The organism is Bacillus sp. GMa5/1 (genome assembly GCF_050172015.1).
GTDB classification, from domain to species: domain Bacteria; phylum Bacillota; class Bacilli; order Bacillales; family Bacillaceae_G; genus Bacillus_A; species Bacillus_A cereus.
Genome location: NZ_JBNLYC010000045.1, coordinates 1 through 25,273, shown reverse-complemented (window position 1 = coordinate 25,273; position 25,273 = coordinate 1). Strand labels below are relative to the sequence as shown.

Sequence of the window (25,273 nt, the reverse complement as noted above, 5' to 3'; positions counted from 1 at the left end):
TCACAAAATGTATCAAGAGTCATTTTCAAATTTTTTCAAACAATTTCGTCGAACTTCTTTCTGTTTTTCTGTACAATATAAGCAGGAAAACGGGGGTGAACTTATGGAAAAGTATTTCTTATACGATGAACATCTAGGAATTGAAATTCCACATTTACAAGAAGACTGGGAAGAAATCCCCGAAAAAATGCAACATGCTATTTTACTAAAATGGGAACAAGTTCGCGGGAAAATTCCTGATCGTATAAAAGAACTTGAGCACTATATTAATAAAAAACAACATTATTTAAATAACGAAGAAGACTTCGAAGTTTCTTGTAAACTAAATTCAGAAATTGCCGATCTTGCTTCCATCATTAATGACCTTTGGCTTTGGTATCGACTCACTCAAAATGTATCTGAGGGGAAAGCACACCAATGAAAAAAGCATGCCCCTCAATTACTTTGGGTCATGCTTTTTTTGTCGTAACATGATTTACAATATATCTCTTGTGCTGTTTTTGCCAAACACACATCAAAAGGGCCAACTAATATACTTCTTTCTTTCGGCAACTTTACAAAAGCAACAAGCTCTTCTTCATATTGAATTTTTTTCTGACATGAAATACATATTAATTCTTTTCTTTTGAACATTTCTTTTAGCATACCTTCATTCTCCCCTTCATCTATCTATATTAATATACTCTCATAATAGTTAAGACTTGTAAAAAAATGACACATTCCGAATCGAATGATTCATATACTATGTACAAAAGGAGGTCTACAGCTTATGCGTGCTTTCGTTATTATCGCTTTAACTTTTTTAAGTGTGATTAGTTGGGATGCGTTTTTCAAAGATAAAAGTGATGAAAAGAATACAACGGAATAAAACCTTTTTTTCTTACTTATTGGACAAACCGTTACAAACTGTCCAATCCTCCGAAATAACTTAGGCTTTTCTACAAAAATATTTAAACATAACATTTTTTGTAGATTCCCTCCGTTTATTGTCGGTTTCCATCCGCATACATTTTTTAAAAGTATGATATAATAGTATAAATCTTGAAGGAAGGGATTTTGATATCATGATCGCTCGAAGGAGCATGTGGCATCGTATTGACGAATCATACACGTAGCGTATTTTTCAGCTCAGATACTTTAGTCTAGCGAAAAAAATACGAGAGTGGGGAAATTATGATTGCCCGAAGGATAATTTGGCAAAAAAAAGACTCTTCTTACACATAGCGTTTTGTTTAGGACTTAATTGTTACTAACTAAACAAAACAAAGAAGAGCAGGATTGCTAAATGAAGAATCCTACTCCACGTTTTGTTTAGTCGTTTTAAGACTTAAACTAAAACGAAGGTAGGGAGAATTGATGGACGAGAGGATTATTCGTTATTTCTTCAGCGACATATAGCGTAGTTAGTTTTTTCGTAAACTAACTGAAAGCTACATGTGAGCTCGTAGTTAGTTTACAACACAAAAAGGACTACTAACTACGGAAAGAAGGAATAACGATGAGGAACATCCAAAGTCGGCAAATTATTAAAGAAATTTTTATGGTTTTAATCGGTTCATTTATTTTAGCAGCAGCGCTATATCACATTCACTTCCAAAACCACTTAACAGAAGGTGGCTTTGTAGGAATTGCACTATTCATTCAAAACTTTTATGATATTTCACCATCTATTTCAACTGTATTAATGGATATCCCAATTATTTTACTGTGTGCTTCATTTTTAGGTAGAAAAATGGTTGGCTATTCATTCCTAGGTTCAATTTCATTCGGAGTATTTTATTCCTTTATGGAAAATTATTCTCCATTTACGGTAGATTTATCAAATAACTTATTTATAGCTGCAGTAGTTGGCGGTGCGTTAGCTGGTATTGGACTCGGTTTTATATTGCGATTTGGCGGTGCAACCGGTGGAGACGATATTTTAACAATTGTATTAAGTAAACGAACTCGTTTTACAATTGGGCAAATTTTCTTCGTCTTTGACGCGATTGTTCTTGCGCTTTCATTATATTATTTAAATTGGACAGAAATTGCTTTTACTATTCTTTCGATTGCCGTACAGGCAAAAACATTGGATTTAATTTATTATCCAAAAACAGAAAAAACAGCAGAAAAGCAGCCAGTATCTGTTCCAATGTCCAAAAAACATGCAACAAATTAAAAAAGCGAAAGGCTTCGGCCTCTCGCTTTTTTTATGCTCTTTTTTCTTTCTCGACTATATGGCGCACTTGATAAAATCTATTTGCAAATTCAGTAACGTTTCTTGTTAAACGATAATTCACTGTAGATCCAATTGCCATTCCAATTACCGGTATACCTTGGAATAATTTACGACGAAGAGCATAAATCGAAAATGTCTTCAAAATTTGTTTTAACACAACCTCAGTAGAAGCTGTTTGTAGCACTGCTTCGTCTCCTTCGTAGAAGAACGAATCTTCTTGCTCCAGCTCTTGCAATAAATTGTACCATGCGTATTGCTGAAGTCTTCCTGGTAGTAATGACGCATGAAACACCTTTAACGCAAGCATCATTTCATACGGCTTGTTCACATCATGTCCAAATGATGTTGCAATAAGTTGGACTGCCTTCACATTTAATGCGATCATAACCGGAAAATCCGCCGTTAATAATAATAAACCTCCAGCTCCTGTTGCCCCGCCTTGTACAAATGAATATAGACGATGACGTGCTGTTTGCTGCTCTGCTATGTATGTTAATTGATCAATAGATAATGCTTTCAAATCTTCAAGCTGTTCAATCGATTCATCAAATAATCTTGATGTTCCTAAAATCCGATTACGTGCATCTAACTGTGCTTGTGAACTTTGAATAAATGCATGCAAATGAAAGAGCCATCCATCTGCTTTCGTGAAGAATTCTTTTCGCTTTTTCTCAGGTAATTTCGCAACTGTAGTATGTAACCATTTATCAAACACTTTTTGAAAATCGGTCGCTTCTTGCTCAACTAATTGCGCTTCCCATTCTTTTATATTGTCTAAAATGGCTTGTTCTCGCTTCGATCGCATCGTAACAACCACCTCGTTCGATTTTTTTCTATTGTAACATATTTCTGCTTATTCTTTGCAAATATGCTTGTCTATCTTTATTCACATACCATTTTTGAATGGCATAAAATATTAACAAAAAGGATGAGATAAATCACATGAATCTATCCGATATAAAAAAAGAATATAATGCGGTATTCAGCTTAGGACAAAACTGCTGGCCTGCTTGGGCATTATATCAATTAGAATTATCACCATTTTTTGGCGTTATTGATTTTATGCTAAGCCCCTCATTAGAAAAAGTGAATGTATTATTACAAAATCGATTTGACCGCTTTTTAAATTTCGAAAATTTATCCTTCATCTCATTTTGGGATGATGATGCAAAATTAAGATTAAGGGACAACCTTTATGAAATTGACTCCTGTCATGACTTTAAAACAGATGTAAACACACCAACTTCTTGGCCTTCTTATACAGAAATTAAGTTAAATTATGAACATCGTATTAATCGTTTTCTAGCTACAATTGAAACGGCAGAATCCATATTATTTATTCGAACTGGAGGAACATATGAAGAAGCATGTTCCCTAGAAAAAATTTTATCTCAAATCGTTACACATACATTCTCTGTCCTGTTACTAATTCCTGCCGATATACCAACTATCACCCAAGAAGATTGGGGATTACAACGTGTTTGCGTTATGAAATGTCCTATTATGGATGTATACCAATACAATGAAGCATTTTGGAAAGACTTATTTGATGGAATTACGATTAGACCACATTCTTAAATACATGACACCTTTACTACAAAACATATTATAATCTTCCTTATACAAAAAAATAAGGAGTGATTGTATATGTATCCACGTGCAAAGGCTTTTGGCATTGCTATACATCACGGGCGTCTTCTCGTACAAGAATATCATTCAGCCGATGAAACATTTTACCGACCTCTTGGTGGTTCAATTGAACTTGGTGAACAATCAGCACATACCGTTATTCGTGAATTTAGGGAAGAGCTTCATACAGAAGTGGAAATCACCAATTATTTAGGTTGTTTAGAAAATGTCTTTCATCTAGATGGAGACATTGGTCATGAAATTATTCAACTATATTCTTTGCGTTTATTAGACACGTCACTATATGAAATAAAAATATTAAATATACAAGATGAGGAAACAGTAACATATGCGAAATGGATTCCTATTACGGCATTCATTCAGAAAGAAAAAATATTATATCCGGATGGAGTTTTAAAATACATCCAAAAGAAAAAAGACGAAATCCTATAGGATTTCGTCTTTTTTTTCATATATTAACCAATATCTCCAAGACGTAGTACGTCACGAGCAATCATAACTTCTTCGTCAGTTGGAATTACGATAATTTTTACTGGAGAGTGTGGGAAGCTGATGAATGCTTCTTCACCGAATACGTTATTACGTTTTGCATCGAAGTATACGCCCATGTACTCAAGGCCTTCTAATACGCGCTCACGAATAATCGCACTGTTTTCACCTACACCAGCTGTGAAGATGATTGCGTCTACACCTTTCATACGAGCAGTGTAAGAACCGATGTATTTGTGGATACGGCTTACGAATACATCAAGTGCTACTTTCGCACGGTGGTCGCCTTCTTCTTCTTTCGCAATGATGTCACGTAGGTCACTAGAGTAACCAGTAAGACCTAACATACCACTCTTCTTGTTTAATACGTTAACTACTTCTTCTACTGTTTGGCCTGTTTTTTCCATGATGTATGGAATTAACGCAGGGTCAAGGTTACCAGAACGTGTACCCATTGTTACACCAGCAAGTGGAGTGAAGCCCATAGAAGTATCAATAGATTTACCGCCTTCTACTGCTGCGATACTTGCACCGTTACCTAAGTGACAAGAAAGTAAGCTTAAGCTTTCAATTGGACGACCTAATAATTCAGCCGCACGCTCAGTTACATATTTATGAGAAGTTCCGTGGAAACCGTATTTACGGATGCCGAATTTTTCATAGTACTCATATGGTAAGCTGTATAGGAATGCAGATTCCGGCATTGTTTGGTGGAATGCTGTATCGAATACTGCTACTGCTGGTACGTTTGGTAATACTTCTTGGAATGCTTTAATACCAACAACGTTTGCTGGGTTATGAAGTGGTGCTAAATCGCTTAATTCTTCGATATCAGCTAATACTTCATCAGTAATTAAAACAGAGTCAGCAAATTTTTCGCCGCCGTGAACAACACGGTGACCGATACCGCCAATCTCATCTAGAGATTTAACGATTCCGTTTTCAGTTAATTTTTTTAGAAGCATATTAACTGCTACTGCGTGATCTGGAATGTTTGTAATTTCTTTTTGTTTTTCGCCATCTACAGTAATAGTGAAGATACTATCTTCTAAACCGATACGTTCTACTAAACCTTTTGTTAATACTGTTTCACTTGGCATTTCAAATAATTGGAATTTTAAGGAAGAGCTTCCTGCGTTAATCGCGATGATTTTTGACATCTAGTCTTTCGCCCCTTTTTCTCTTGGTAGTTGTGTGGATGTTTCCACAAACCGCTCGATTTTATCTGATCAAATTCACTAAATATGAAAACGTTTCATCATTAGCAAATTTTATACTCACGATTTTAATTTAAACATCGTCCGACATATATTTCAAGTGAAAAAATTGTAACACCAAGAAAAAATATATATTACAGATTTCAAAAAAATTCAGTTAAATCTTGTATATATTTAAAAATATGACATATTATATAAAACTGTACTACATGAATCACTAATGCTGTTACATATACCTAGCTTTATTTATGTGTTGCAAACCAAGTATTTAATTGATCCATAATGTCTTCCATCGCCTTCATGTTAGAGAATTTAGGCAACTCCACTAATAACGCCTGTTTTGGCATTGTTACATTAGCGCCTTTCTTTTGGAGAACAAATATACTTTTTGCATTTTTCTCGTTTTTAAACATGGAAACAGGAAGCTGTAATAACCCTTGAATAAAGCATGTTTCTTTAATAAATGCATGTAATTTTGGTGCCTGGTCACTTTCAAAAATGAAGTTTGGTACTAAGAAGAATAAGTACCCGCCCTCTTTCGTATGTTTCACACTTTGTTCAATAAATAAGTGATGGGCATATGACATTCCTTCATCTGCTTTTAATTTATATTCACTTGCACCGATTTCGTTTGGATAATAACCAACTGGCAAGTCTGAAACGACTGCATCAACTGGATCGATATAAAGTGGTGCTAGTCCATCTTGATGGAAGAATTCGATTGCATGCTTTTGTAAATTTGCATTTACTAAAGCAAGTTTAATTAGCACTTCATCCACTTCTACACCAAATCCACTCATTGTTAGTCCTTCTTTAGCGCTATTAAACACTGTAGTCATTAAGTTACCTGTTCCAATTGCAGGATCTAAAACTGTAATTTCATTTTGACCTTGCATAAATTTATGGAATAAGTAACTCATGAACATCCCAACTGCATCAGGTGTCATTTCGTGATTCGCTTGTACGCCTTCTTTCATTCCTTTTAAGATGGCTAACTGAAATGCTTTACGAATTTCTTCACCTTTATATGTTTCTTCATTAAACGTACTATATTCACGATTCAGCCTTTCAATTGCTGATTCGGATAATTCCTCTTGTAAAATCGCTCCCTCAAACAAGTTATCACCTGTTTCTACAAGCGCCTCTAAATATGTTACATCTAATTCTTTACGTAAAACTACCGCAGAAGAATCAAAAATAGAAAATAATGTTTCTACTGTCTGACTCACGTACATTCCTCCTTCTCTCTTTTACACATAACTTATATCATACCACAAAGTGTTTTTTTCCAAAAAGAAAAAGCGACCTCCTGTAAAGAGCTCCCTTTTAAGTTATATATGATATAACGTTTTTTCTCATATATCGATGCCGTTATAGAGCAATATATGAGAAAAAACGACCTCTTTATAAGAGGTCATTTCCTTCACATTACTTCGCAGATTTAGCTGCTTCTAATGCTGCTTCATAGTTTGGATGGCTTGTACCTTCGCTTACGTACTCTGCGTAAACTACTTTGTCGTTGCTATCTACTACGAATACTGCACGAGCAAGTAAACGAAGCTCTTTCATTACTAAGCCGTAAGCTTCACCGAATGAAAGGTCACGGTGGTCAGAAAGTGTTACAACATTTTCTAAACCGTTTGCTGCACACCAGCGTTTTTGAGCGAATGGTAAATCAGCGCTAATTGTTAATACTTTCGCGTTTTCAATACCTGCTGCATCTTGGTTAAAACGACGTGTTTGTGCATCACAAACACCTGTGTCGATTGAAGGTACAACACTAATTAATTTCACTTCGCCTTTGTATGTTTCTAAACTTACTGGAGATAAGTCGTTTGCTAATACTTGGAAGTTTGGCGCTTGATCGCCAACTTTAACTTCTGTTCCAACTAAAGTCATTGGATTACCTTTAAAAGTTACGTTTGCCACTTGAAAATCCTCCCTTATTTAAACAAAATATGTACAATGTAAATGATAGTTTGTCCCTATCGATAATGCAAATAAAATCGCTTTATTTACAAAAAAATTAAAGAAGCTAACCTATTGATTAGCTTCTTTATTCGTTAAATTTGAAATTCAGGATCATCTTCTTTTCGTTTATCCATCATTTCTTTCACTTTATCAACAGCTTGTGGAGCTAATTCAATTATTTTATCGATGACATGTGTTTGTTTATCTAAGTGCAATACTTTCACACCATCTCCATTTATAACAAGAAAGGCAACAGGATTAATAGAAACTCCTCCACCACTTCCCCCGCCAAATGGATGGCGGCCTGAATGTTCTACTTTACCAAATTCACTTCCACCAGCAGCAAATCCAAAACTTACTTTTGAAACAGTAAGAATTACACTTCCATCTGCCGCTTTAATTGGGTCACCAACAATGGTATTTACATCAGTCATTTGTTTTAAATGCTGCATTGCGGTTGTCATTAAACCTTGAATTGGATGGTCCATTCTATATCCCCCCTATGCTTGAACAGATTTTTCTGTCATACCAGATCTTTGCTTCCTCATAAATATGAGCAATTTCACCGCTGTTTTTATAGTGCGGAATATCCGAAAAGATGCTGTTAACTCACATCTTGACGCAAATCCTTTCCCTTGAAAAACAGGAGTAATTTCAAATTCTGGTACATCGACAATATGCATATATTGTCCGACAACTCCAGCAGCCATACCTTTTGTCCCCCATGCATATCCAGTGACAATTCCAGTACTAGCTGCGTCGCCTGCTCCAATTTGTGTATGCCATTTCCAACCATTGATTTTCACTCGTTTGAGAAAATCTTTAACAATAGTATGAACTTCTTGAAGCTTTTTTATCAGTTCACCAATGCTGTCAAGTTGCGCCATAATTTTATTATCGAGTCCGCCGTCCTCTTCAGCTTTTTCGATTTTCTGTCCTGTCTTTTTCTGCTGTTTTTCAATTCTTTCCAACACATCAAATGTATATCGAATCATCCATATTTTCACTTGAAGCAAACATTGCTTTTCCATTTCTGAATATAAAAATGTCACCTTAAGCTTTATTTTCGACAATAGTATAAACAAAATAAAAAGAAGAAGAATTATTATTCCAATTACGAACCACTTCATACGTATCATCCTTTCACTCCGTACCCATTATCGACAACTTTATTCATCATTAAACAGGGTTCTATAAGATTGAATATAAAAATTTTTCTAAAAATAAAAAGGTATTTTGACAATTTATATCGAAATATATTATTTGAACATATCATCAGGGAACGGACTCTAATGATATGTAGCACGAAAAACAGAAAATTTAACTGCAGTGGAGGGATACATAATGGCAGATCGTCGCAATTTATTTTTCTTTTATGGTGATGACAAAGCAACGCTCGTTGAAAAAATGAAACCAATCTATCGTATTTTAGAAGAGAATGGATTTACCATATTAGATCATCCAAAAAATGCAAACGCTATCGTCAGTGTTGGAGATGATGCAACCTTCTTACAAGCCGTTCGTAAAACTGGTTTTAGAGAAGATTGTTTATACGCAGGGATTTCTACGAAAGATGAAACTTCTTTCTACTGCGATTTCCATATTGATCACGTTGATACAGCCCTTCAAGAAATTACAAAAAATGAAATTGAAGTGCGTAAATATCCAACAATTCAGGTAGATGTAGATCACAGTACATCTTTCCATTGTTTAAATGAGTTCTCATTACGTTCTAGTATTATAAAAACATTCGTTGTAGATGTTCACGTTGATGATTTATATTTCGAAACATTTAGAGGTGACGGTTTAGTAGTTTCTACCCCAACAGGAAGTACTGCTTACAATAAATCATTGCATGGCGCAGTTGTTGACCCACTTATTCCATGTTTCCAAGTAAGCGAACTAGCATCTTTAAACAACAACACTTACCGTACGCTCGGTTCACCTTTCATTTTAAATCACGAACGTACATTAACTTTAAAACTAAGACCAGACGGTAACGATTATCCTGTTATCGGCATGGATAACGAAGCGCTTAGCATTAAACAAGTGGAAAAAGCTGTTGTACGCTTAAGCGATAAACAAATTAAAACGGTTAAATTAAAAAACAACTCTTTCTGGGAAAAAGTACAGAGAACGTTTTTATAGGATTAAAATAACCGCAGAATTATGGAATTCCATAATTCTGCGGTTATTTATTTACCCCGATTGGCGCGGACAATAATCTCTTACTATCCGGCCGTTATTCTTGTCAGTTTTTGTCGGTAAGTCGATATATTCCGATAATCGCTGATATATTTTTACGCATCTTTTCTATAGACAACTTGGCCATCTATTACGGTCATTGCTGCTTGTACTTCTTTTATTTCTTCTGCCTCAATTTCAAACATATTGCGGTCTAATATTGTAAAGTCTGCTTCATATCCTTTTGTAATTTGCCCTCGCTTCGCTTCTTTTCCAATTGCATAGGCACTTCCTGTTGTAAATAAAGAAACAGCCTCATATACCGTTAATCTTTCCTCAGGCATATAGCATACACCGTCAATAAAACTTCTACGTGTAACAGCGCTATATATGCCTAAAAACGGATTTACTTGTTCAATAGGAGCATCTGAACCACCGTTGCAGTGTAATCCTGCTTCCAGTAACGTCTTCCAAGCATACGCATAACGAAGACGACGCTCTCCTAATTTTTCAATGACTGACGGAAAATCTGATGAAAGAAAGACTGGCTGTATATCGATAATGGCTGGCAAGTTTTTCATTCTTTCTATCAACTCTTCACGAGCAAGCTGACAATGAATAATGCGGTCACGTAACCCTTTTGCTGGTGGATATAATTCGAGTGCATCAATGACATATTCAAGCGATAAATCACCGATAGTATGAATCGCAACTGGCATATGTAAATCTCGTGCTTTCTTCACTAATTCTGCAAGTTCTTCACGTGAGAAAATCGCAACCCCATTCGTTTCCTTAGCATCTTCATACGGTTCACTTAATAATGCTGTTCTTCCGCCAAAAGAACCGTCAGAAAAAATTTTCATTGCCCCAAATTCAATATAATGTTCATTTTCATATTCTTTTCGTTCATGTGCTACTTCATGGTGAACGAGCAAATGGGCTTTAAATGGCATTTCTTTTATCACATGAGAAAACGCATTATGCGTTTTTCTAAAACCACCATAATAATTTAAATCTTCCGTATGCCCGCCAACAAGTCCGTATTTCCAGCAATCTTTAATCGCTGTTTGCAGAGCTCTTTGTAAATAAGCTTCATCAATTTCTGGCTGAACATGTTTAATTAATTCTTGCCCTTGTTCATATAAAAGTCCTGTTAACTTATTTGATGAATCCCTGCCAATTTTCCCGCCTTTTGGATCTTCTGTCGCTTCTGTTATATTCACTTCTTGCAGTATGTATGAATTCACCCATGTAACGTGACGACAAACTCTCTTTAATAAAATAGGATGGTCTTTCGAAATTTCATCTAAATCACGCGCGTGAACATCTTTCGTATCTGTAAAGTTATTTTCATTCCATCCTTCTCCAATAATCCAAGAGCCCTTTGGAGCTTCTTCCACTCGCTTCTGAACAAGAGCCAGTACTTCGCTATAAGATGTACAATTTGATAAATCTAGACGGAGTAATCTCTCTCCATGCCCAATAAGATGCATATGGCTATCAACGAGACCTGGGATCATTGTTTTTCCTTTTAGGTCATGTAACTTTACGTTTGAATATCTGCTTTCTAATTCTTCCTTATTACCAGCATCAACAATTATGCCGTTTTCAACGTAAACAGCTTCCACTTTTGCATTTTCTTCTCTCATTGTGTAAATGGTGCCGCCATACCAAATTTCTCCCATATATCCCATCTCCTTTATTTTTTATTGTATAAAAAAAAGCACCATTTCAAAACATGGTGCTTTTCTAAAAATTACTTTTGTTCAGTAGTAGACGTTGTAACTTGCCATTCAATATTAAATTTATCTTTTACTTGTCCGTATGCTGGGCTCCAGAATGTTTCTTGAAGTGGCATGATAACTTCTCCACCTTCTTGTAACTTATCGAATACTTCTTTTGCTTTTTCTGCATTACTAATTTGAATTGCGATTGTTACTTGAGATCCGATTGCATGTCCTTGACCTGGGAATGTATCAGAAATCATAAGATCCGTATTACCAACTTTTAAAGTAGCGTGTAAAACGCGCTCTTTCGCTTCAGCTGGAATCGGGTATTCTGGATTTTCAGGCATGTCACCAAAAGTTTGCATGACTTCTACTTTTGCATCTAAAGCCTCTTTATAAAACTGTACAGCTTCTTGCCCACTACCATCTAAAACTAAGTACGGATTAATACCTAAAATCATACGGACACCTCTTTTTTAAGTTTATAAAATCGAACTTGTGTTCGTTTTTATATTATCATTGTTTTGCATTTCATTCAACTATTTACTTCACTGTTTTCAAAATTATTTTGACGGAATCTCCATCTCTTGTTTTCTAAGTTCAATACGGCGAATTTTTCCAGAAATCGTTTTTGGTAGTTCATCTACAAATTCAATTTTGCGAGGGTATTTATATGGTGCAGTGAGTTCTTTGACGTGTTGTTGGAGTGTTGGAATTAATGTTTCTTCGTTCTTTTCTATATTCTCTCTTAATACGATAAATGCCTTCACGACACTTCCACGAATTTCATCAGGACTTGCGACAACTGCACATTCTCTTACGTAAGGATGTTTTACAAGTGCATCCTCTACTTCAAACGGCCCGATTGTATAACCAGAGCTAATAATGATATCATCACCGCGCCCTTCAAACCAGAAGTAGCCGTCTTCATCTTTCTTCGCTTTATCACCTGTAATATAATAATCACCGCGGAATTGCATCGCTGTACGTTCATCGTCTTTGTAATATTGTTTAAAGAGGGCCGGCGTTTCAATGTGAACTGCAATATCACCAACTTCGCCTACTTTAACTGGATTACCTTCCTCATTTACGATATCGACGTGGTTACCTGGCGTTGGTTTCCCCATTGAACCTGGTCTAATATCCATCCCTTTCATTACACCAACAAGTAATGTATTTTCCGTTTGCCCATAGCCGTCTCTCACTGTAATATGAAAGTGCTTTTGGAACGTTCCAATGACTTCTCTATTTAACGGCTCACCTGCTGATACAGCGCTATGTAATGCCTCTAAATTGTACTGACTTAAATCTTCTACCTTTGCCATTAATCTATACTCAGTCGGTGTACAACAAAGTACATTCACCTTATTATCGTCTAATAAGTTTAGGTACGTTTTCGGTTCAAACTTACCGTGATATACAAACCCTGTTGCCCCTGATCCTAGCGTTGCTAAAAACGGGCTCCAAATCCACTTTTGCCAGCCTGGACTAGCTGTTGCCCATACAATATCATTCTCTTCAATTCCGAGCCAATTTGGAGCGCTCGTACGTAAATGAGCGTATGCCCACGCATGTGTATGAACGACACCTTTTGGATTTCCTGTCGTTCCTGACGTGTAAGATAAAAAGACCATATCTTCTTTATCTGTCTTCGCCATTTCTAACATGTCACTCTCTGTTTCTAACGCTGTTTTTAAATTAATCCATCCATCTACTGACTGCTCGCTCAGGACAAATTTCCGAAGAGATTCCATCGCTTCTATATCATCAAACTGCCTAATATACGGCTCATAGCTTACTATCGCTTTTACTTCTCCATGTCCAATTCGATATTCTATATCTTTTTTACGTAACATTTCCGAGCTTGGAATTACGACAAATCCTGCTTTAATAGCAGCAATATACGTCATGTACGCTTCAATTAAACGCGGCATCATAATGAGAAGCTTGTCCCCTTTTTGCAAACCACTTTTTATAAAAGCGTTTCCAATTTTATTCGCACCTTGCATTAATTCAGCGTATGTAACTTCCCTTCGATTCCCTTTATCATCTTGCCAAATTAAAGCTAATTTCCCTTTATCACCCGTATATTTCTCTATTTCAGAAACTAAATTATAAGACGGTGGCGCCAACAATTCTTCTCGCTTCATAAAATATCCTCCCTTTTCTTTATGCCTCCTTTATATAATAAAGAATTTTCTGTTAATTTTGAACCCTCTTCTTTTGACAAATTTTTCAGTTCTGTCGAATTACTAAATGAAATTACATCAACTTACCGACAAATGGCAACACAAAAAAGAAAGAGCGGGAGAACCCGCTCTTTCTAAGCCATCATATGGGATTATTTTTGGTAACCGCCTAATTGTTGCTCAGCTAGTGAAACTAGACGTTTAGTGATTTCACCACCAACAGAACCGTTAGCGCGAGCTGTTGCATCAGCTCCAAGTTGAACACCAAACTCTTGAGCGATTTCGTATTTCATTTGGTCTAATGCTGATTCAGCACCAGGAACCGCTAATTTATTTGTGCTACGTGACATGTTATATCACCTCCTTGTGAGTATAGAGTGTGATAAATAACATGACTTCATACACGTTTTAGATATGGTAATTTATGGTTTAGAAAAGTTCTTCAAATTTTTCTTCTTCCGCCACTACTTCTATCGTTTGTAATACCATTGTTTCTTTGTTCGCTACAGCTTCATCGATTAATGGTGTGAAATCGTATTTCGCTTCAAAACGATTTGCTTTTTCACGTTTCGGCTTCGTCGCTGGGCTTGCTGGTGTAAATACAGTACAGCAATCTTCATATGGACGAATTGAAATATCATACGTGCCGATTTCTTCAGCGATTTTAATAATCTCTAATTTATCCATCGTAATAAGCGGACGAATAACTGGGTAGTTTGTTACTTCGTTAATCGTATGCATACTATCTAACGTTTGGCTTGCTACTTGCCCAAGACTTTCACCAGTCGTAATTGCAAGTGCGTTACGCTCCTCAGCAATACGTTCTGTAATACGCATCATCATACGGCGCATAACCGTCATTGAATAGCTAGATGGGATTTCTTTATTAATCGTTTTTTGCACTTCTGTAAACGGAACAAGGTGAAGCGTTACTCGTTTACAATACTTCGTTAACTCTTGCGCTAAATCGATTACTTTTTGTTTTGCACGCTCACTTGTGAAAGGTGGACTATGGAAGTGAACTGCTTCCACAGATACGCCGCGTTTCATCGTTAAGTAAGCTGCTACTGGGCTATCAATACCACCAGAAAGAAGTACCATTACTTTTCCGCCAACGCCAACTGGTAAACCGCCAGCTCCCATACGCTCATCACACATAATGTAGCTATAACCACTGCGAATTTCTACACGTACATTTACATCTGGATTATGAACATCTACAGTAATATCTTCTGTATTTTCTAGAATGTGTCCACCAATCTCAGGTAATAATTCCATCGTTCTCATTGGGAAATGCTTATAAGAACGGTGTACAGTAATTTTAAATGTTTTCACATCGCCTTTTACTTGTAAGAAAGCTGCTAATGCACCTTCTTTAATGTCTTCTAATTCTGATGGTACTTTCATCGCTAAGTTAAATTTATGAATGCCAAATACATCTTTCAATCTTTCAGATACCGCTTCATGATCTTCGCCATTTAACTGGATGTACATACGGTCATGTGTTGCATCGATTTTAATATTTGGGAATTTTTTCAGTTTGAACTTCACGTTATCTTTTAATGTGCTTACAAATTTAGAACGGTTCTTACCTTTTGTCGTCATTTCTCCATAACGCACTAAAATATATTCATATTTCAACATAATTTCTTTACCTCATCACTTCATATAATTTTGGCATCGTCTCTTTTACAATACCTTCAAATTGTTTTACTTCTTCCATTGTGTTTTCTGGTGCCAAACTAATACGAATAGCGCTTGCAGCTGCTGCATGCGGCACTCCCATTGACACTAACACTCTGCTCACTTCATTTGCTTTTGAAGAACAAGCAGATTTCGTTGACACATATACACCGTGTTCTTCTAAAGCATGAACGACTACTTCTGGTTTTAAACCAACAAATGATACATTTAAAATGTGCGGTGCTGCATATGCAAGCGACGTGTTAATCGTTACATCTTCCATCTCTTTAAAGAAACGAACAAGCTCTGCTTGTAAACTTTGCAAATGAGCTACCTTTTCTTTCACTTGTTCCATTGTCATGCGAAGTGCTTTCACCATCGCTACAATGCCAGGTAAATTCTCTGTACCAGAGCGATACTTAAGCTCTTGTTGACCACCTGATAAAATCGGATCTAATCTTACGCCATCGCGTACATAAAGAAGACCTGTTCCTTTTACACTGTGGAATTTATGTCCAGATATTGAGCAAAGATCAATATGAGAAGCATATAAATCAAGCGGTACTTTTCCTATCCCTTGTACATGATCTACATGGAATCTTATTTTCGGATGATTCGATAATAACGTTCCAATTTCAGCAACGGGTTGAATTGCTCCGGTTTCGTTGTTCACATGAATAATTGACACAAGAATCGTATCTTCACGAAGCGCTCGTTTCACATCTTCTACCGATACAACACCATGCTCGTTAACCGGTAAATATGTTACATCAAACCCGAGTTCTTCTAATTGCTTATATGCTTCAAACACAGACGCGTGTTCAATATTTGTTGTAATGATATGTTTGCCACGCGAACGATTCCTCATCGCTATCCCTTTAATCGCAAGGTTATTTCCTTCCGTTCCACCTGATGTAAAAATAATTTCAGAAGGTTTAACACGAAGAAGCTGCGCTGCAATCGTTCTTGATTGTGTTAATAGACGCTCTGCCTCTCCTCCAAGCGAATGAATAGAAGAAGGATTACCAAAATATTTCCCAGCAACCGTCACGTACGATTGAAGAGCTTCTGGATATGGCTTCGTCGTCGCACTATTATCAAAATAGATCATCGTTCTTCCCCTTTCAGCGCTATCACATCGTATAATCATATCATAAATACGTGTCATTACGCTAAGACTACGCAAAGGTTCCGTTTTATCTCGATTGGTGAAGGCTAATAATTGGCGAGGATGCCCTCCCATTACAGTTTCACTTTATCCCGCATTAACGGGCAATAAGACTCTCACCTCAAAATCCAGTTAGAGCAAAGAAGTTAGATGGGAGATTAACTGCCCGTAAATGTCCGATTGGTGAAGGCTAGTAATCAGTGGGGATGAATCCTCCCACCGATTACAGTTTCACTTTATTTTGAAACGAATAACCTTGCTGTATTCCGCTATTCATTATAGCAACATCGCCTGCAAAATTACATAAAAAAACAAACCCTTTTATGAAAGGGTTTGTTCATTGTCTACATATTCAGCTATTTTTTGAACAACGCCAGGTTCAAGTTGCTCTAATACTGAAGCCGCTTGTTCTAAAGCTGCATCGTATTGGTATTCACGGAATAATTTCTCAGCATAATTTAAACTTTCTGCTAGGTTTTCATCATGACTACGGTAACGGTTACCGTACTGAATTAATTTTTCCACTAAATACGCTTGTCCAATTAACTCTTCTGTCATTTCAGCCACACCGTTCACAGTTGTATATGCTTCTTCTAAACTGCTATTTACAGCGTTCATATTTAACGGCTTCACTTCTAATTGTTCATATACAGCTTGCATTGCCATTTGCCCTCTTTTTAAATCTTCCATAATACTCTCTGGAAGACCTGGCAAATTCGACTTTTGCATAAAGCGTTTCGTTTCGAAAATAGTATTTCGCATTTCTTGTAACTTCTCACGTGCTTCAAATTCTTCTTTGCGCATCGTTTGCAGCATTTCTTTATATTCTGCATGAAGTACTTTTAACGTTTCACATTGCTCATAAACCTCTTCTAGTTCCTCGCGAATAATAGAGAAGGCAATATCTTGTTCTGCAACGCGTAATTGTAGCATTTCAAAACGTTTCGTTAAAATGTGCATTTGCTTTTCAATTACTTTTTGAGACTCAATGTCTTTATCTTGTAACTGATAGCTTTGTTTCACAAGTTGTGTTTCTGTTTTCGTTTCAATCGTTTCGATGCGCATTTCTTCTAAATCATCATAAACAGAAAGTGTTTTTTGCTCCACATAATGTCTCGCATGTACTTCTTGTTCCAGTTGATCGTAGAAGCCATCTAAACGTATTTTTAAGTTTTCTACTTTTTCAGCCGCTTCTGTTATATGAAGCTCCTGTATATCCATTAAACATGTTTGTAGTTGTTTCGTCATATCACGAACTTCTTTAGGGACTTCCAAATAATCTAATACATAACCTTGTCTTACCATATCATTGTGTCCGTGTAATAAATCTTCCAGCTGAACTGGTAACGTCGCTTGACACTCTACCAATAAATCTGGAATTTGGTGAATAATGATTTCTAAATCTGCTAAACCTTCTTCCAAACTAATAACAATTTCTCTCGCTTTTAAATAGTCGCCATTGTTTGTCGCTTCTTCAAAGGTTTTAAATTTCTCAGATTCAGCGTCTAGCATCTCTTCGATTTTCTGCTCTGCTGCTCCATACATATGTCTATGAGCAAGAACACTCTTTTTCATACTACGATATGTATCACGTAACCCTTCAATTTCCGAGCTATTTTTCTCATGGCTTTCTAACAATTGCTGTAATTCATTTAAAATGTCCGTAATACGATTATCAGCGTCATCTAAACCACTTATGGATTCGTTCATCGCATGCTTTGCTTTTCGGAAGGAGAATTGCGAGGCGAATTTTCGCGCTTGCGCTAAATCTTTGTCAGCTTTCGGAAGGGTTGTTGATACAATTTCATCCCATTCTTCACGCCATTTACCAAACAGTTCTTCTGTTTGACCCGTCATGTTTAAATCTTTTACCCGTTTTAGTTCATCTGCCACAGGTTTATCTTTTATCTCTTGTTTCCACTGCTCCAGTGCTTCAATATCTTTATATGAACGATTTCTTATCACAAGCTCTATCATGAGCAGCACTAGAATAGAGCTTACTACAATGATAACGATCGTCAGGATAGAATCCATGCAAAAAAGCCTCCTAGTTATATCTCTTTTTTTGTCCGTTCCGTTTATGAAATGGAAGGCATTATGTATAAAAAGGGAATTCCCCTATATTTAACAACTAACAATGTACTAATCATACCATGTAATGGTTTGTTTTTGACCTAGTTTTTTTAAAAATTTCATGTTCCTTTCAATGTGATTGTAATCTTTCTCAATATTCCGCCTACCTCACTACCTATCCTCAAATGATTGTAATAACAAACAATCTTTCGTATGGGATACGAAATAAATTTTCCGCATGAGTGGTGGTTCAACAGAAATTACATGTACATTTCCTTGCCTTACAGACTGCTCTACTGCCCTTTCTGGAAGTAACGTGATACCAAGGCCAGCTTTTACCATTGCAAGCATCGGTTCTGCGTAAGATGTTTCCACAGCTATAGTTGGTTTTACACCTATTTCATGAAACATGTTCATAATCATTTTCCTTACATCACATATTTCTGGATATACAATTAATTTTTCATTGTGCAGCTCTTCTATTTGAATGACTATCTTCTCTTTGTACGGATGATTATTTGAAACGGCACAAACAATTTTCTCTTGTTGCACTTCTTTTATATACGTAGCACCTTCTACTACTGAATCGATGAACATCGCGTCAATCTCCCGCGCTTTAAATAACTCTCTTAATACTTCCGTATGTCCGATTTGCCATTCCACTTCGAACTCATCACCTAATATATCTTTACATTCTGATATGTAATACTCCGCTAAACTCGGTAGTATACCAATTGAAAACTTCCGGTTCTCTTGATACCCCCTCATTTCTGTTTTCACTTCATTTATTTGCTCCAAAATTGGTAACATTCTTTTTATAAATAACTCTCCTGCCTCCGTTAACTCTACTCCTTGCGCAGAACGTTTAAGTAAAGTAACCTCTAAATCCGCTTCTAACTTTTGAATTTGTTTACTAAGCGCTGGTTGCGATATATGTAAAATCTTACTTGCCTTTGATAAACTTCGCGTATGCTTCACTTCAATAAACGATCGTACTGCCTCCAAATCCATCGTACACACCTCTAACAAAAAGTTATAACCGTTATAAGAAATCGATATTTCCTCCTATAAACAATTACTCTTTATACTTATTTCATCAACTTACTATAACGAAATGTAAAGGGGAAAGATACTCTTGAACAAAAAACAAATGCTACTCGGATCCTTTCTATGCTTACTCGCCGTCACTGCCTGGGGATTTATGTTTCCTGTAATGGCAAATGCTCTGCAATTTATCGATCCATTCTTCTTCACAACGATTCGCTATGGATCAGCAGCTATTATTTTTCTTATTTTGCTATTAATTACTGAAGGAAAGACTTCACTCCGCTTAGAAAAAAGAACACTTTCTCTATTCTTTTACGGGACAGTCGGTTTCGCGGGGTATGGTTTTCTCGTTTTCTACGGACAACAACTTGCCGGACCTTCCGGAGCAATCCATGCAGCTATGATTCAATCCCTTATGCCACTGATTGCCTTATCACTGCAATGGATAACGAAAAATCGCCGCCCACAAAACTATACATTCCTTTGTATGTTCGTTGCATTACTTGGTGTTATGCTTGTCATTTCAAAAGGAAATATTGAATTACTATTTGGAGCTGCAAGCCACTTATCAACAAATATATTGATGCTATGCGGCGTTACTTGCTGGGTCATTTATACAAACGGGGGTGCTCGTTTTCAATCTTGGTCACCACTTAGGTACACGACATTAACTTGTTTATTTGGCTCCATTTCACTCATCGTTATTGTTACTTTCTTAACGTACACAAATATAGTTACTATGCCGTCACTGCGTACAGTTGTGAGCGTTCGTTTTGAACTCTTTTATATGTCGATTATCGCAGGCGTTATCGCTGTATTTTGCTGGAATATGGGAAATCGCTATATTTCATCTATTAACGGCATATTATTTATGAATTTAGTTCCTATCCTTGCACTGATTGGTTCTATCTTTCGAGGTTATACAGTCGATAAAATTGAAATCGCTGGAGCTGCATTAACAATTATCGCGCTATTATGTAACAATTTATGGCAAAGAAAAGTAAACATAAAAATCCCCACCTCAGTTCGTTAGGTGGGGATTCTTCACATATGAACAGCTCTTGGCCATTCATGGTACATATTCGCTTTACATAATGCTTGTTCCATCCATTGCTCAATCTCTTTCGTGTACATCTCTATAAAAAATGTCTCAGACGGGAAAGAATGCAGTACTTCTGATATATATTGTGGATATAAAAACGGCATATTTATCATACCTTTTAATTGCGTCATAAACATTGTAAATGATACTTTCTGAAATTCTTGTTTCATTTGTCCTTGTCTAATCATTTGTTCTATATAATATCTTTCTTTAGAAAAATAAACGGTCATCACTTCACGAATTAATGTCGTATCAAGCGAAAGCTCTCGGTAGAAGAAACGTGTTAGTTCTCTATTTTCAAATTGATATCGTAAAATCCCTCGCACCATTTGCACCATCACATCTTTAGCCGACAAATACTCTCTCTGTTCAAACGACATTTCAATCACATGAATATATCCTTCTAAAAAATCAGTAATAAGCTGTTCTAATAAACCTTGCTTCCCAGCAAAATAATATGAAATATTCGCTACATTCACATCCGCTCGCTTTGCAATGTCTCGCACCGACGTTCCATCATAACCTTTCGTATTAAACAACGATATTGCCGCATCAATTACTTTTTGTTTCGTCTGCTTCATGCGCTCACTTCCCTTCAATGAACAGCTATAGTTTAAATTTCTTGACTTTTAAGACAAATTCCTTTAATTTTCTATCGACAAAGTCATGTGAAATACATCGTATTTTGCTAATATTTTACACATCTCGATAAAAAAGGAGCTGTTTCCATGTTTACTAAAGAAAGTTATGCAGGATCTCGCGTGCAGCAATATGAGACAGTAATTAAACAACTGGATGCGTTATTAACTGGCGAATCAAACGTAGTCGCAAACTTATCAAATGCGTCCGCATTATTAAACCAATTTTTAGATCGCGTTAATTGGGTTGGCTTTTACGTAACAGAAGGAACTCAGCTTGTTCTTGGACCGTTCCAAGGAATGCCTGCTTGCGTGCGCATTCCATTTGGACGAGGCGTTTGCGGCGTTGCAGCTGAAACGAAAACAACGCAGCTTGTAGCGGACGTTCACCAATTCCCAGGTCACATCGCTTGCGATAGTGCTTCTAATTCGGAAATCGTTGTACCGATTGTGAAAGAAGGAGCTGTCATTGGTGTACTGGACATTGATAGTCCTGAAAAAAATCGTTTTGATGAATTAGATCAGCGCTATTTAGAAAAGTTTGTGGAAACACTCCTAAAACATATGTAAAAAGAAAAGAGCGAGTTATCGATTTAGTACGTCCTGTACAAAACCGATAGCTCACTCTTTTTTCATTGATTAACAGTAGATATTTTCTTTAATGCCTGCTCTAAATCAGAAACGATATCCTCCCACGATTCTAAACCGACTGATAAGCGTATTAAATTATCGAAAATGCCCATTTCTTTTCTTAGTTCAGCTGGAATCGCAGCGTGCGTCATCGTTGCTGGATGCTGAATTAACGTTTCTGTATCTCCTAAACTCACCGCAATTGTAATAAAGTGAAGATCATTAATAAACGCTTGCGTCTCTTCTTTTCCGCCTTTTACTGAAAAAGAAATAACACCGCCCCCGCGTTTCATTTGACGAGATGCTAACTCCCCTTCTGGATACCAAACACCTTCTACCGCATCATGTTTTCTTAGGAACGATACAATTTTTTCTGCATTATCACAATGACGATCCATTCTTACTGCTAACGTCTTTAACCCGCGTAATAATAACCACGCATCAAACGGTGCCATAATACCGCCGATATCCTTTCGCATCGGGCGAATCTTTTCAGCTAATGCTTTCGTTTTACAAATTGTTACGCCCGCTACAACGTCACCGTGACCACCAATATATTTTGTCGCACTATGCACAACAGCGTCACAGCCAAGCTCAAGCGGTCTTTGTAAATAAGGTGAACAAAATGTATTATCAACAATAACAAGTAAGCCATTTCGCTTTGCAACCCGAATCACTTGTTTTAAATCAATTAATTTCATTGTCGGATTAATCGGTGTTTCAACGAAAATAAGCTTTGTATTTGGGCGAATTTTATTTTCAATATCAACCTCTGTCTCCATATCACAAAACGAATGCGTAATCATAAATTTTTCTTCTAACACTTCTAAAAAACCGTACGTGCATCCATATAATCCATTTGAACAAATAATATGATCTCCAGCTTTTAGAAAACCGATTAACGTTGCTGAAATAGCTGCCATACCAGATCCGAAGGCAAGTGCTTCTTCTCCTCCTTCTAACAACGCCATACGTTCTTCAAATAATTTCACAGTTGGATTTCCAAGCCGTGAGTAAATATAAGATGGATCCACTCCCGCAAAACTCGCCTCTCCTTGCTGCGCAGTCTCAAATGTAAATGTAGAAGTTTGAAATAAAGGTGGTGTTAAACTTCCTTTATGTTCCTCAGGTATATAACCGTGGTGAATTAACGCTGTCTCCATATGCTTCTTTTTCATAAAAACATCCCCCTTATGTTTTTATTGCCGCATATTCATCCATAAAAATTTGATGAACGTTTTCCTTCATTTTATGTAAGCGTTTTATTTGTGTTTCTATCTCTTCTTCTATATTGTTTTAAATTCCTTCTTATATTAATTTCCAAAATTTTTATGCATAAAACAAAAACGTACTCGCTTGACGAAACTCTGGGTAAAAGATATAATAGCGTTTGTGTAAAATAAAAAGGCAGCCTTGTAATGTGAGTTTATCGTTTGTATTTTGTTCCTCTACGGAGGTGTATCTCGTAACTCCCTGCTGCTGGAGCGAAGGTACATGAAAACAAAATGCCCGTAAATATCGATTACGTCTGTTTTTATTTTACGTAAATAAAAACATTTTTAAAGGAGGAGTCAACTATGGCTCGTTATACAGGTCCAGCTTGGAAACTGTCTCGTCGTCTTGGAATCTCTCTAAGCGGCACAGGAAAAGAATTAGAAAAACGCCCTTACGCACCAGGTCCTCACGGTCCTAACCAACGTAAGAAACTTTCAGAATACGGTTTACAATTACAAGAGAAACAAAAACTTCGTCACATGTACGGCATGACTGAGCGTCAATTCCGTCGCACATTTGACCAAGCAGGTAAAATGCCTGGTAAGCACGGCGAAAACTTCATGATCCTTCTTGAAGCTCGTCTTGACAACTTAGTTTACCGTATGGGCTTAGCTCGCACTCGTCGTGCAGCTCGCCAATTAGTAAACCACGGTCACATCATGGTTGATGGCGCTCGCGTAGATATCCCATCTTACCGTGTAAAACCTGGTCAAACTATCAGCGTTCGCGAAAAATCTAACAGCCTTGTTGTTGTTAAAGAAGCGATCGAAGTTAACAACTTCGTACCAGAATACTTAACTTTCGATGCTGACAAATTAGAAGCTACTTACACTCGTCACGCTGAGCGTTCTGAGTTACCAGCTGAAATCAACGAAGCATTAATCGTAGAGTTCTACTCTCGTTAATCTCGGTACTCTGCAAAGAGTCGTATTAAAAGCCTTAGGAACCTTGTTTATCAAGGGGCCTAGGCTTTTTTTATTTATATAAAGCATAAAAAAGAATGTACTGGGGGCAAAAAATAATATGGCTGGCGTGTGTATAGAAATGGATAAGTGTAAGTAAAATAATAAAACCTCTGTAGGTCCGTAGTACATTCATCTTATTAGTAATTAATAATTATTAGCCCTTCTTTCTTTAAAATTGTTCATTGTTCTTTTATCTACATAAGAAGAAACTTTTCCACTTCTAACGCTGAAAAATACCACTTTCCATCTATTTTAAATTTCGGGAAACGTTCATCATAAAACCAATTTTCTCTGATGGAATTTCCACTCATACATGTTTGTCTACACAATTCTTTCATATCCCAAAACATTTTTCTATGTTCAATATGATCTAGCCGTTTTCGTAACTCTTCTAAGAAAAGTTCTTCAATCTTTTGTTCATCTATTTTAATATCAAGAATGTTGTTATTCACCTTCTTTCATACTTTCATTTTGCTTATTTCGTTGTTCTACTTTCCTTTTTATAATTAGCTCCCGTACAGCTGGTATTAACGGTGTTAAAAATTTCTTCCGCTGTTCCTTTGTAAGGATTACTTTCACCACATACTCATATTCATCACGAATAATTTGTTCTTCACTCATCCTCTATCACATCTTTTCTTTTTATTCCCTTTGTAAGTGAGTATCGTACACAATTTTCCATCTTCCAGAAAAACCTTTCTGTCATAATCCGCCAGAATTTCCTCACGATTTATTCTTTCTACTTTTTCACCAACTTCCCAATATCCAGCACGAAGCAGAAACTCAGAATCCCCTTCTGGAATCGGTAATTCATACCATCTAAAGTTATTCTAGTTACTTCAATACCTTCTCTAATAATCATTTCATCACCCTTTCATTATGAATATGGATAAGTTCGCTTTGAGTTTTATTAATACCCTTACAAAAATAATCAGTTACGTAAACAACTTCTTTGATAAAGAGTTTATGAAAGCATAAAAAAGCCCCCAAACGCTAAGGAATTTATAAAGGAATTTTTTAAAAGTATACGGAGTGGGATTCTCC

General features: G+C 36.5%; 27 protein-coding genes and 1 pseudogene. 8 read left to right on the top strand and 20 right to left on the bottom strand.

Translation table 11 applies throughout. From position 1 onward, the window contains the following. Positions 1-103 precede the first annotated feature (103 nt). A complete protein-coding gene (locus ACQGSG_RS13525; protein WP_000417216.1) occupies positions 104-421 on the top strand; it encodes a hypothetical protein in 318 nt (105 codons plus the stop codon). 14 nt (positions 422-435) lie between these two features. Here ACQGSG_RS13525 and ACQGSG_RS13520 read toward each other — a convergent pair whose 3' ends face one another. Next, on the bottom strand, positions 436-645 hold the full coding sequence (locus tag ACQGSG_RS13520) for a hypothetical protein (RefSeq protein WP_000910674.1): 210 nt from the start codon (positions 643-645) through the stop codon (positions 436-438). Positions 646-1,498: 853 nt separating this feature from the next. Here ACQGSG_RS13520 and ACQGSG_RS13515 point away from each other — a divergent pair. Further along, the gene (locus tag ACQGSG_RS13515) at positions 1,499-2,161 is read left to right on the top strand and encodes a YitT family protein (RefSeq protein WP_001244515.1); all 663 of its coding nucleotides are present in this window, start codon (positions 1,499-1,501) and stop codon (positions 2,159-2,161) included. Positions 2,162-2,192: 31 nt separating this feature from the next. On the opposite strand, the gene ACQGSG_RS13510 is transcribed toward ACQGSG_RS13515, so the two are convergent. Further along, on the bottom strand, positions 2,193-3,026 hold the full coding sequence (locus ACQGSG_RS13510; protein WP_001256853.1) for an EcsC family protein: 834 nt from the start codon (positions 3,024-3,026) through the stop codon (positions 2,193-2,195). A gap of 137 nt (positions 3,027-3,163) precedes the next feature. Between ACQGSG_RS13510 and ACQGSG_RS13505 the strand changes: the two genes are divergently transcribed. Together ACQGSG_RS13505 and ACQGSG_RS13500 are read left to right on the top strand one after the other, a co-directional pair. Then, the gene (locus ACQGSG_RS13505) at positions 3,164-3,799 is read left to right on the top strand and encodes a DUF1796 family putative cysteine peptidase (protein ID WP_016110791.1); all 636 of its coding nucleotides are present in this window, start codon (positions 3,164-3,166) and stop codon (positions 3,797-3,799) included. A gap of 69 nt (positions 3,800-3,868) precedes the next feature. Further along, positions 3,869-4,303, top strand: coding sequence for an NUDIX hydrolase (locus ACQGSG_RS13500; protein ID WP_098378902.1), 435 nt, complete (start codon positions 3,869-3,871; stop codon positions 4,301-4,303). Positions 4,304-4,326: 23 nt separating this feature from the next. Here the strand turns inward: ACQGSG_RS13500 and ackA are convergent, their stop codons facing one another. The 5 genes from ackA to ACQGSG_RS13475 form a co-directional block, all read right to left on the bottom strand. Further along, a complete protein-coding gene (ackA, locus tag ACQGSG_RS13495; protein WP_000034575.1) occupies positions 4,327-5,520 on the bottom strand; it encodes an acetate kinase in 1,194 nt (397 codons plus the stop codon). A 299-nt stretch (positions 5,521-5,819) separates the two neighbouring features. Next, a complete protein-coding gene (locus tag ACQGSG_RS13490) occupies positions 5,820-6,806 on the bottom strand; it encodes a class I SAM-dependent methyltransferase (RefSeq protein ID WP_000084367.1) in 987 nt (328 codons plus the stop codon). Positions 6,807-7,005: 199 nt separating this feature from the next. Beyond that, positions 7,006-7,506 (bottom strand): thiol peroxidase, encoded by a 501-nt coding sequence (gene tpx, locus ACQGSG_RS13485; protein WP_000024525.1) that lies wholly within the window; start codon positions 7,504-7,506, stop codon positions 7,006-7,008. Positions 7,507-7,640: 134 nt separating this feature from the next. Further along, complete coding sequence (gene ytfJ, locus ACQGSG_RS13480; RefSeq protein WP_000350003.1) at positions 7,641-8,036, bottom strand: GerW family sporulation protein; 396 nt, start codon at positions 8,034-8,036, stop codon at positions 7,641-7,643. A 12-nt stretch (positions 8,037-8,048) separates the two neighbouring features. After that, positions 8,049-8,687 carry a DUF2953 domain-containing protein gene (locus tag ACQGSG_RS13475; protein ID WP_002098024.1) on the bottom strand — a complete coding sequence of 213 codons (639 nt, stop codon included), beginning with the start codon at positions 8,685-8,687 and terminating at the stop codon, positions 8,049-8,051. 205 nt (positions 8,688-8,892) lie between these two features. On the opposite strand from ACQGSG_RS13475, the gene ACQGSG_RS13470 reads away from it, so the two are divergent. Continuing rightward, the gene (locus tag ACQGSG_RS13470; protein WP_000785186.1) at positions 8,893-9,696 is read left to right on the top strand and encodes an NAD kinase; all 804 of its coding nucleotides are present in this window, start codon (positions 8,893-8,895) and stop codon (positions 9,694-9,696) included. A 152-nt stretch (positions 9,697-9,848) separates the two neighbouring features. On the opposite strand, the gene ACQGSG_RS13465 is transcribed toward ACQGSG_RS13470, so the two are convergent. From ACQGSG_RS13465 to ACQGSG_RS13430, 8 genes are all read right to left on the bottom strand, one after another. Continuing rightward, positions 9,849-11,417 (bottom strand): amidohydrolase, encoded by a 1,569-nt coding sequence (locus ACQGSG_RS13465; protein ID WP_044584901.1) that lies wholly within the window; start codon positions 11,415-11,417, stop codon positions 9,849-9,851. A gap of 71 nt (positions 11,418-11,488) precedes the next feature. Next, positions 11,489-11,920 carry a VOC family protein gene (locus ACQGSG_RS13460; protein ID WP_000600350.1) on the bottom strand — a complete coding sequence of 144 codons (432 nt, stop codon included), beginning with the start codon at positions 11,918-11,920 and terminating at the stop codon, positions 11,489-11,491. A gap of 102 nt (positions 11,921-12,022) precedes the next feature. After that, positions 12,023-13,609: an acyl-CoA synthetase MbcS gene (gene mbcS / locus ACQGSG_RS13455; RefSeq protein WP_030028547.1), complete on the bottom strand. Its 1,587-nt coding sequence runs from the start codon at positions 13,607-13,609 to the stop codon at positions 12,023-12,025. Between the two features lie 191 nt (positions 13,610-13,800). Further along, entirely contained in the window at positions 13,801-13,998 is a 198-nt protein-coding gene (locus ACQGSG_RS13450) for an alpha/beta-type small acid-soluble spore protein (RefSeq protein ID WP_000091640.1), read from the bottom strand. Between the two features lie 79 nt (positions 13,999-14,077). Then, positions 14,078-15,292 (bottom strand): tRNA uracil 4-sulfurtransferase ThiI, encoded by a 1,215-nt coding sequence (gene thiI / locus ACQGSG_RS13445; protein WP_000922336.1) that lies wholly within the window; start codon positions 15,290-15,292, stop codon positions 14,078-14,080. Between the two features lie 7 nt (positions 15,293-15,299). Continuing rightward, positions 15,300-16,442 (bottom strand): cysteine desulfurase family protein, encoded by a 1,143-nt coding sequence (locus ACQGSG_RS13440; RefSeq protein ID WP_000638992.1) that lies wholly within the window; start codon positions 16,440-16,442, stop codon positions 15,300-15,302. Between the two features lie 378 nt (positions 16,443-16,820). Next, the gene (ezrA, locus tag ACQGSG_RS13435) at positions 16,821-18,533 is read right to left on the bottom strand and encodes a septation ring formation regulator EzrA (protein ID WP_030028553.1); all 1,713 of its coding nucleotides are present in this window, start codon (positions 18,531-18,533) and stop codon (positions 16,821-16,823) included. A gap of 210 nt (positions 18,534-18,743) precedes the next feature. Continuing rightward, positions 18,744-19,583 carry a LysR family transcriptional regulator gene (locus ACQGSG_RS13430; protein WP_000362536.1) on the bottom strand — a complete coding sequence of 280 codons (840 nt, stop codon included), beginning with the start codon at positions 19,581-19,583 and terminating at the stop codon, positions 18,744-18,746. Positions 19,584-19,707: 124 nt separating this feature from the next. Between ACQGSG_RS13430 and ACQGSG_RS13425 the strand changes: the two genes are divergently transcribed. Further along, positions 19,708-20,652: a DMT family transporter gene (locus ACQGSG_RS13425; protein ID WP_061138918.1), complete on the top strand. Its 945-nt coding sequence runs from the start codon at positions 19,708-19,710 to the stop codon at positions 20,650-20,652. 11 nt (positions 20,653-20,663) lie between these two features. Here the strand turns inward: ACQGSG_RS13425 and refZ are convergent, their stop codons facing one another. Beyond that, a complete protein-coding gene (refZ, locus tag ACQGSG_RS13420; RefSeq protein ID WP_000814921.1) occupies positions 20,664-21,302 on the bottom strand; it encodes a forespore capture DNA-binding protein RefZ in 639 nt (212 codons plus the stop codon). A gap of 147 nt (positions 21,303-21,449) precedes the next feature. Between refZ and ACQGSG_RS13415 the strand changes: the two genes are divergently transcribed. Continuing rightward, complete coding sequence (locus ACQGSG_RS13415) at positions 21,450-21,929, top strand: GAF domain-containing protein (RefSeq protein WP_000494341.1); 480 nt, start codon at positions 21,450-21,452, stop codon at positions 21,927-21,929. Positions 21,930-21,991: 62 nt separating this feature from the next. Here ACQGSG_RS13415 and megL read toward each other — a convergent pair whose 3' ends face one another. Then, a complete protein-coding gene (megL, locus tag ACQGSG_RS13410; protein WP_000726557.1) occupies positions 21,992-23,167 on the bottom strand; it encodes a methionine gamma-lyase in 1,176 nt (391 codons plus the stop codon). Between the two features lie 399 nt (positions 23,168-23,566). On the opposite strand from megL, the gene rpsD reads away from it, so the two are divergent. Then, entirely contained in the window at positions 23,567-24,169 is a 603-nt protein-coding gene (gene rpsD, locus ACQGSG_RS13405; RefSeq protein WP_000135317.1) for a 30S ribosomal protein S4, read from the top strand. A gap of 254 nt (positions 24,170-24,423) precedes the next feature. Here rpsD and ACQGSG_RS13400 read toward each other — a convergent pair whose 3' ends face one another. The 3 genes and pseudogenes from ACQGSG_RS13400 to ACQGSG_RS13390 form a co-directional block, all read right to left on the bottom strand. Then, on the bottom strand, positions 24,424-24,681 hold the full coding sequence (locus tag ACQGSG_RS13400) for a hypothetical protein (RefSeq protein WP_001063532.1): 258 nt from the start codon (positions 24,679-24,681) through the stop codon (positions 24,424-24,426). Beyond that, on the bottom strand, positions 24,674-24,850 hold the full coding sequence (locus tag ACQGSG_RS13395) for a hypothetical protein (RefSeq protein WP_001288257.1): 177 nt from the start codon (positions 24,848-24,850) through the stop codon (positions 24,674-24,676). The genes ACQGSG_RS13400 and ACQGSG_RS13395 overlap by 8 nt, the downstream gene beginning before the upstream one ends. After that, positions 24,847-25,091 (bottom strand): annotated as a pseudogene (locus ACQGSG_RS13390) (hypothetical protein). The gene ACQGSG_RS13395 and the pseudogene ACQGSG_RS13390 overlap by 4 nt, the downstream one beginning before the upstream one ends. Positions 25,092-25,273: the final 182 nt, after the last annotated feature.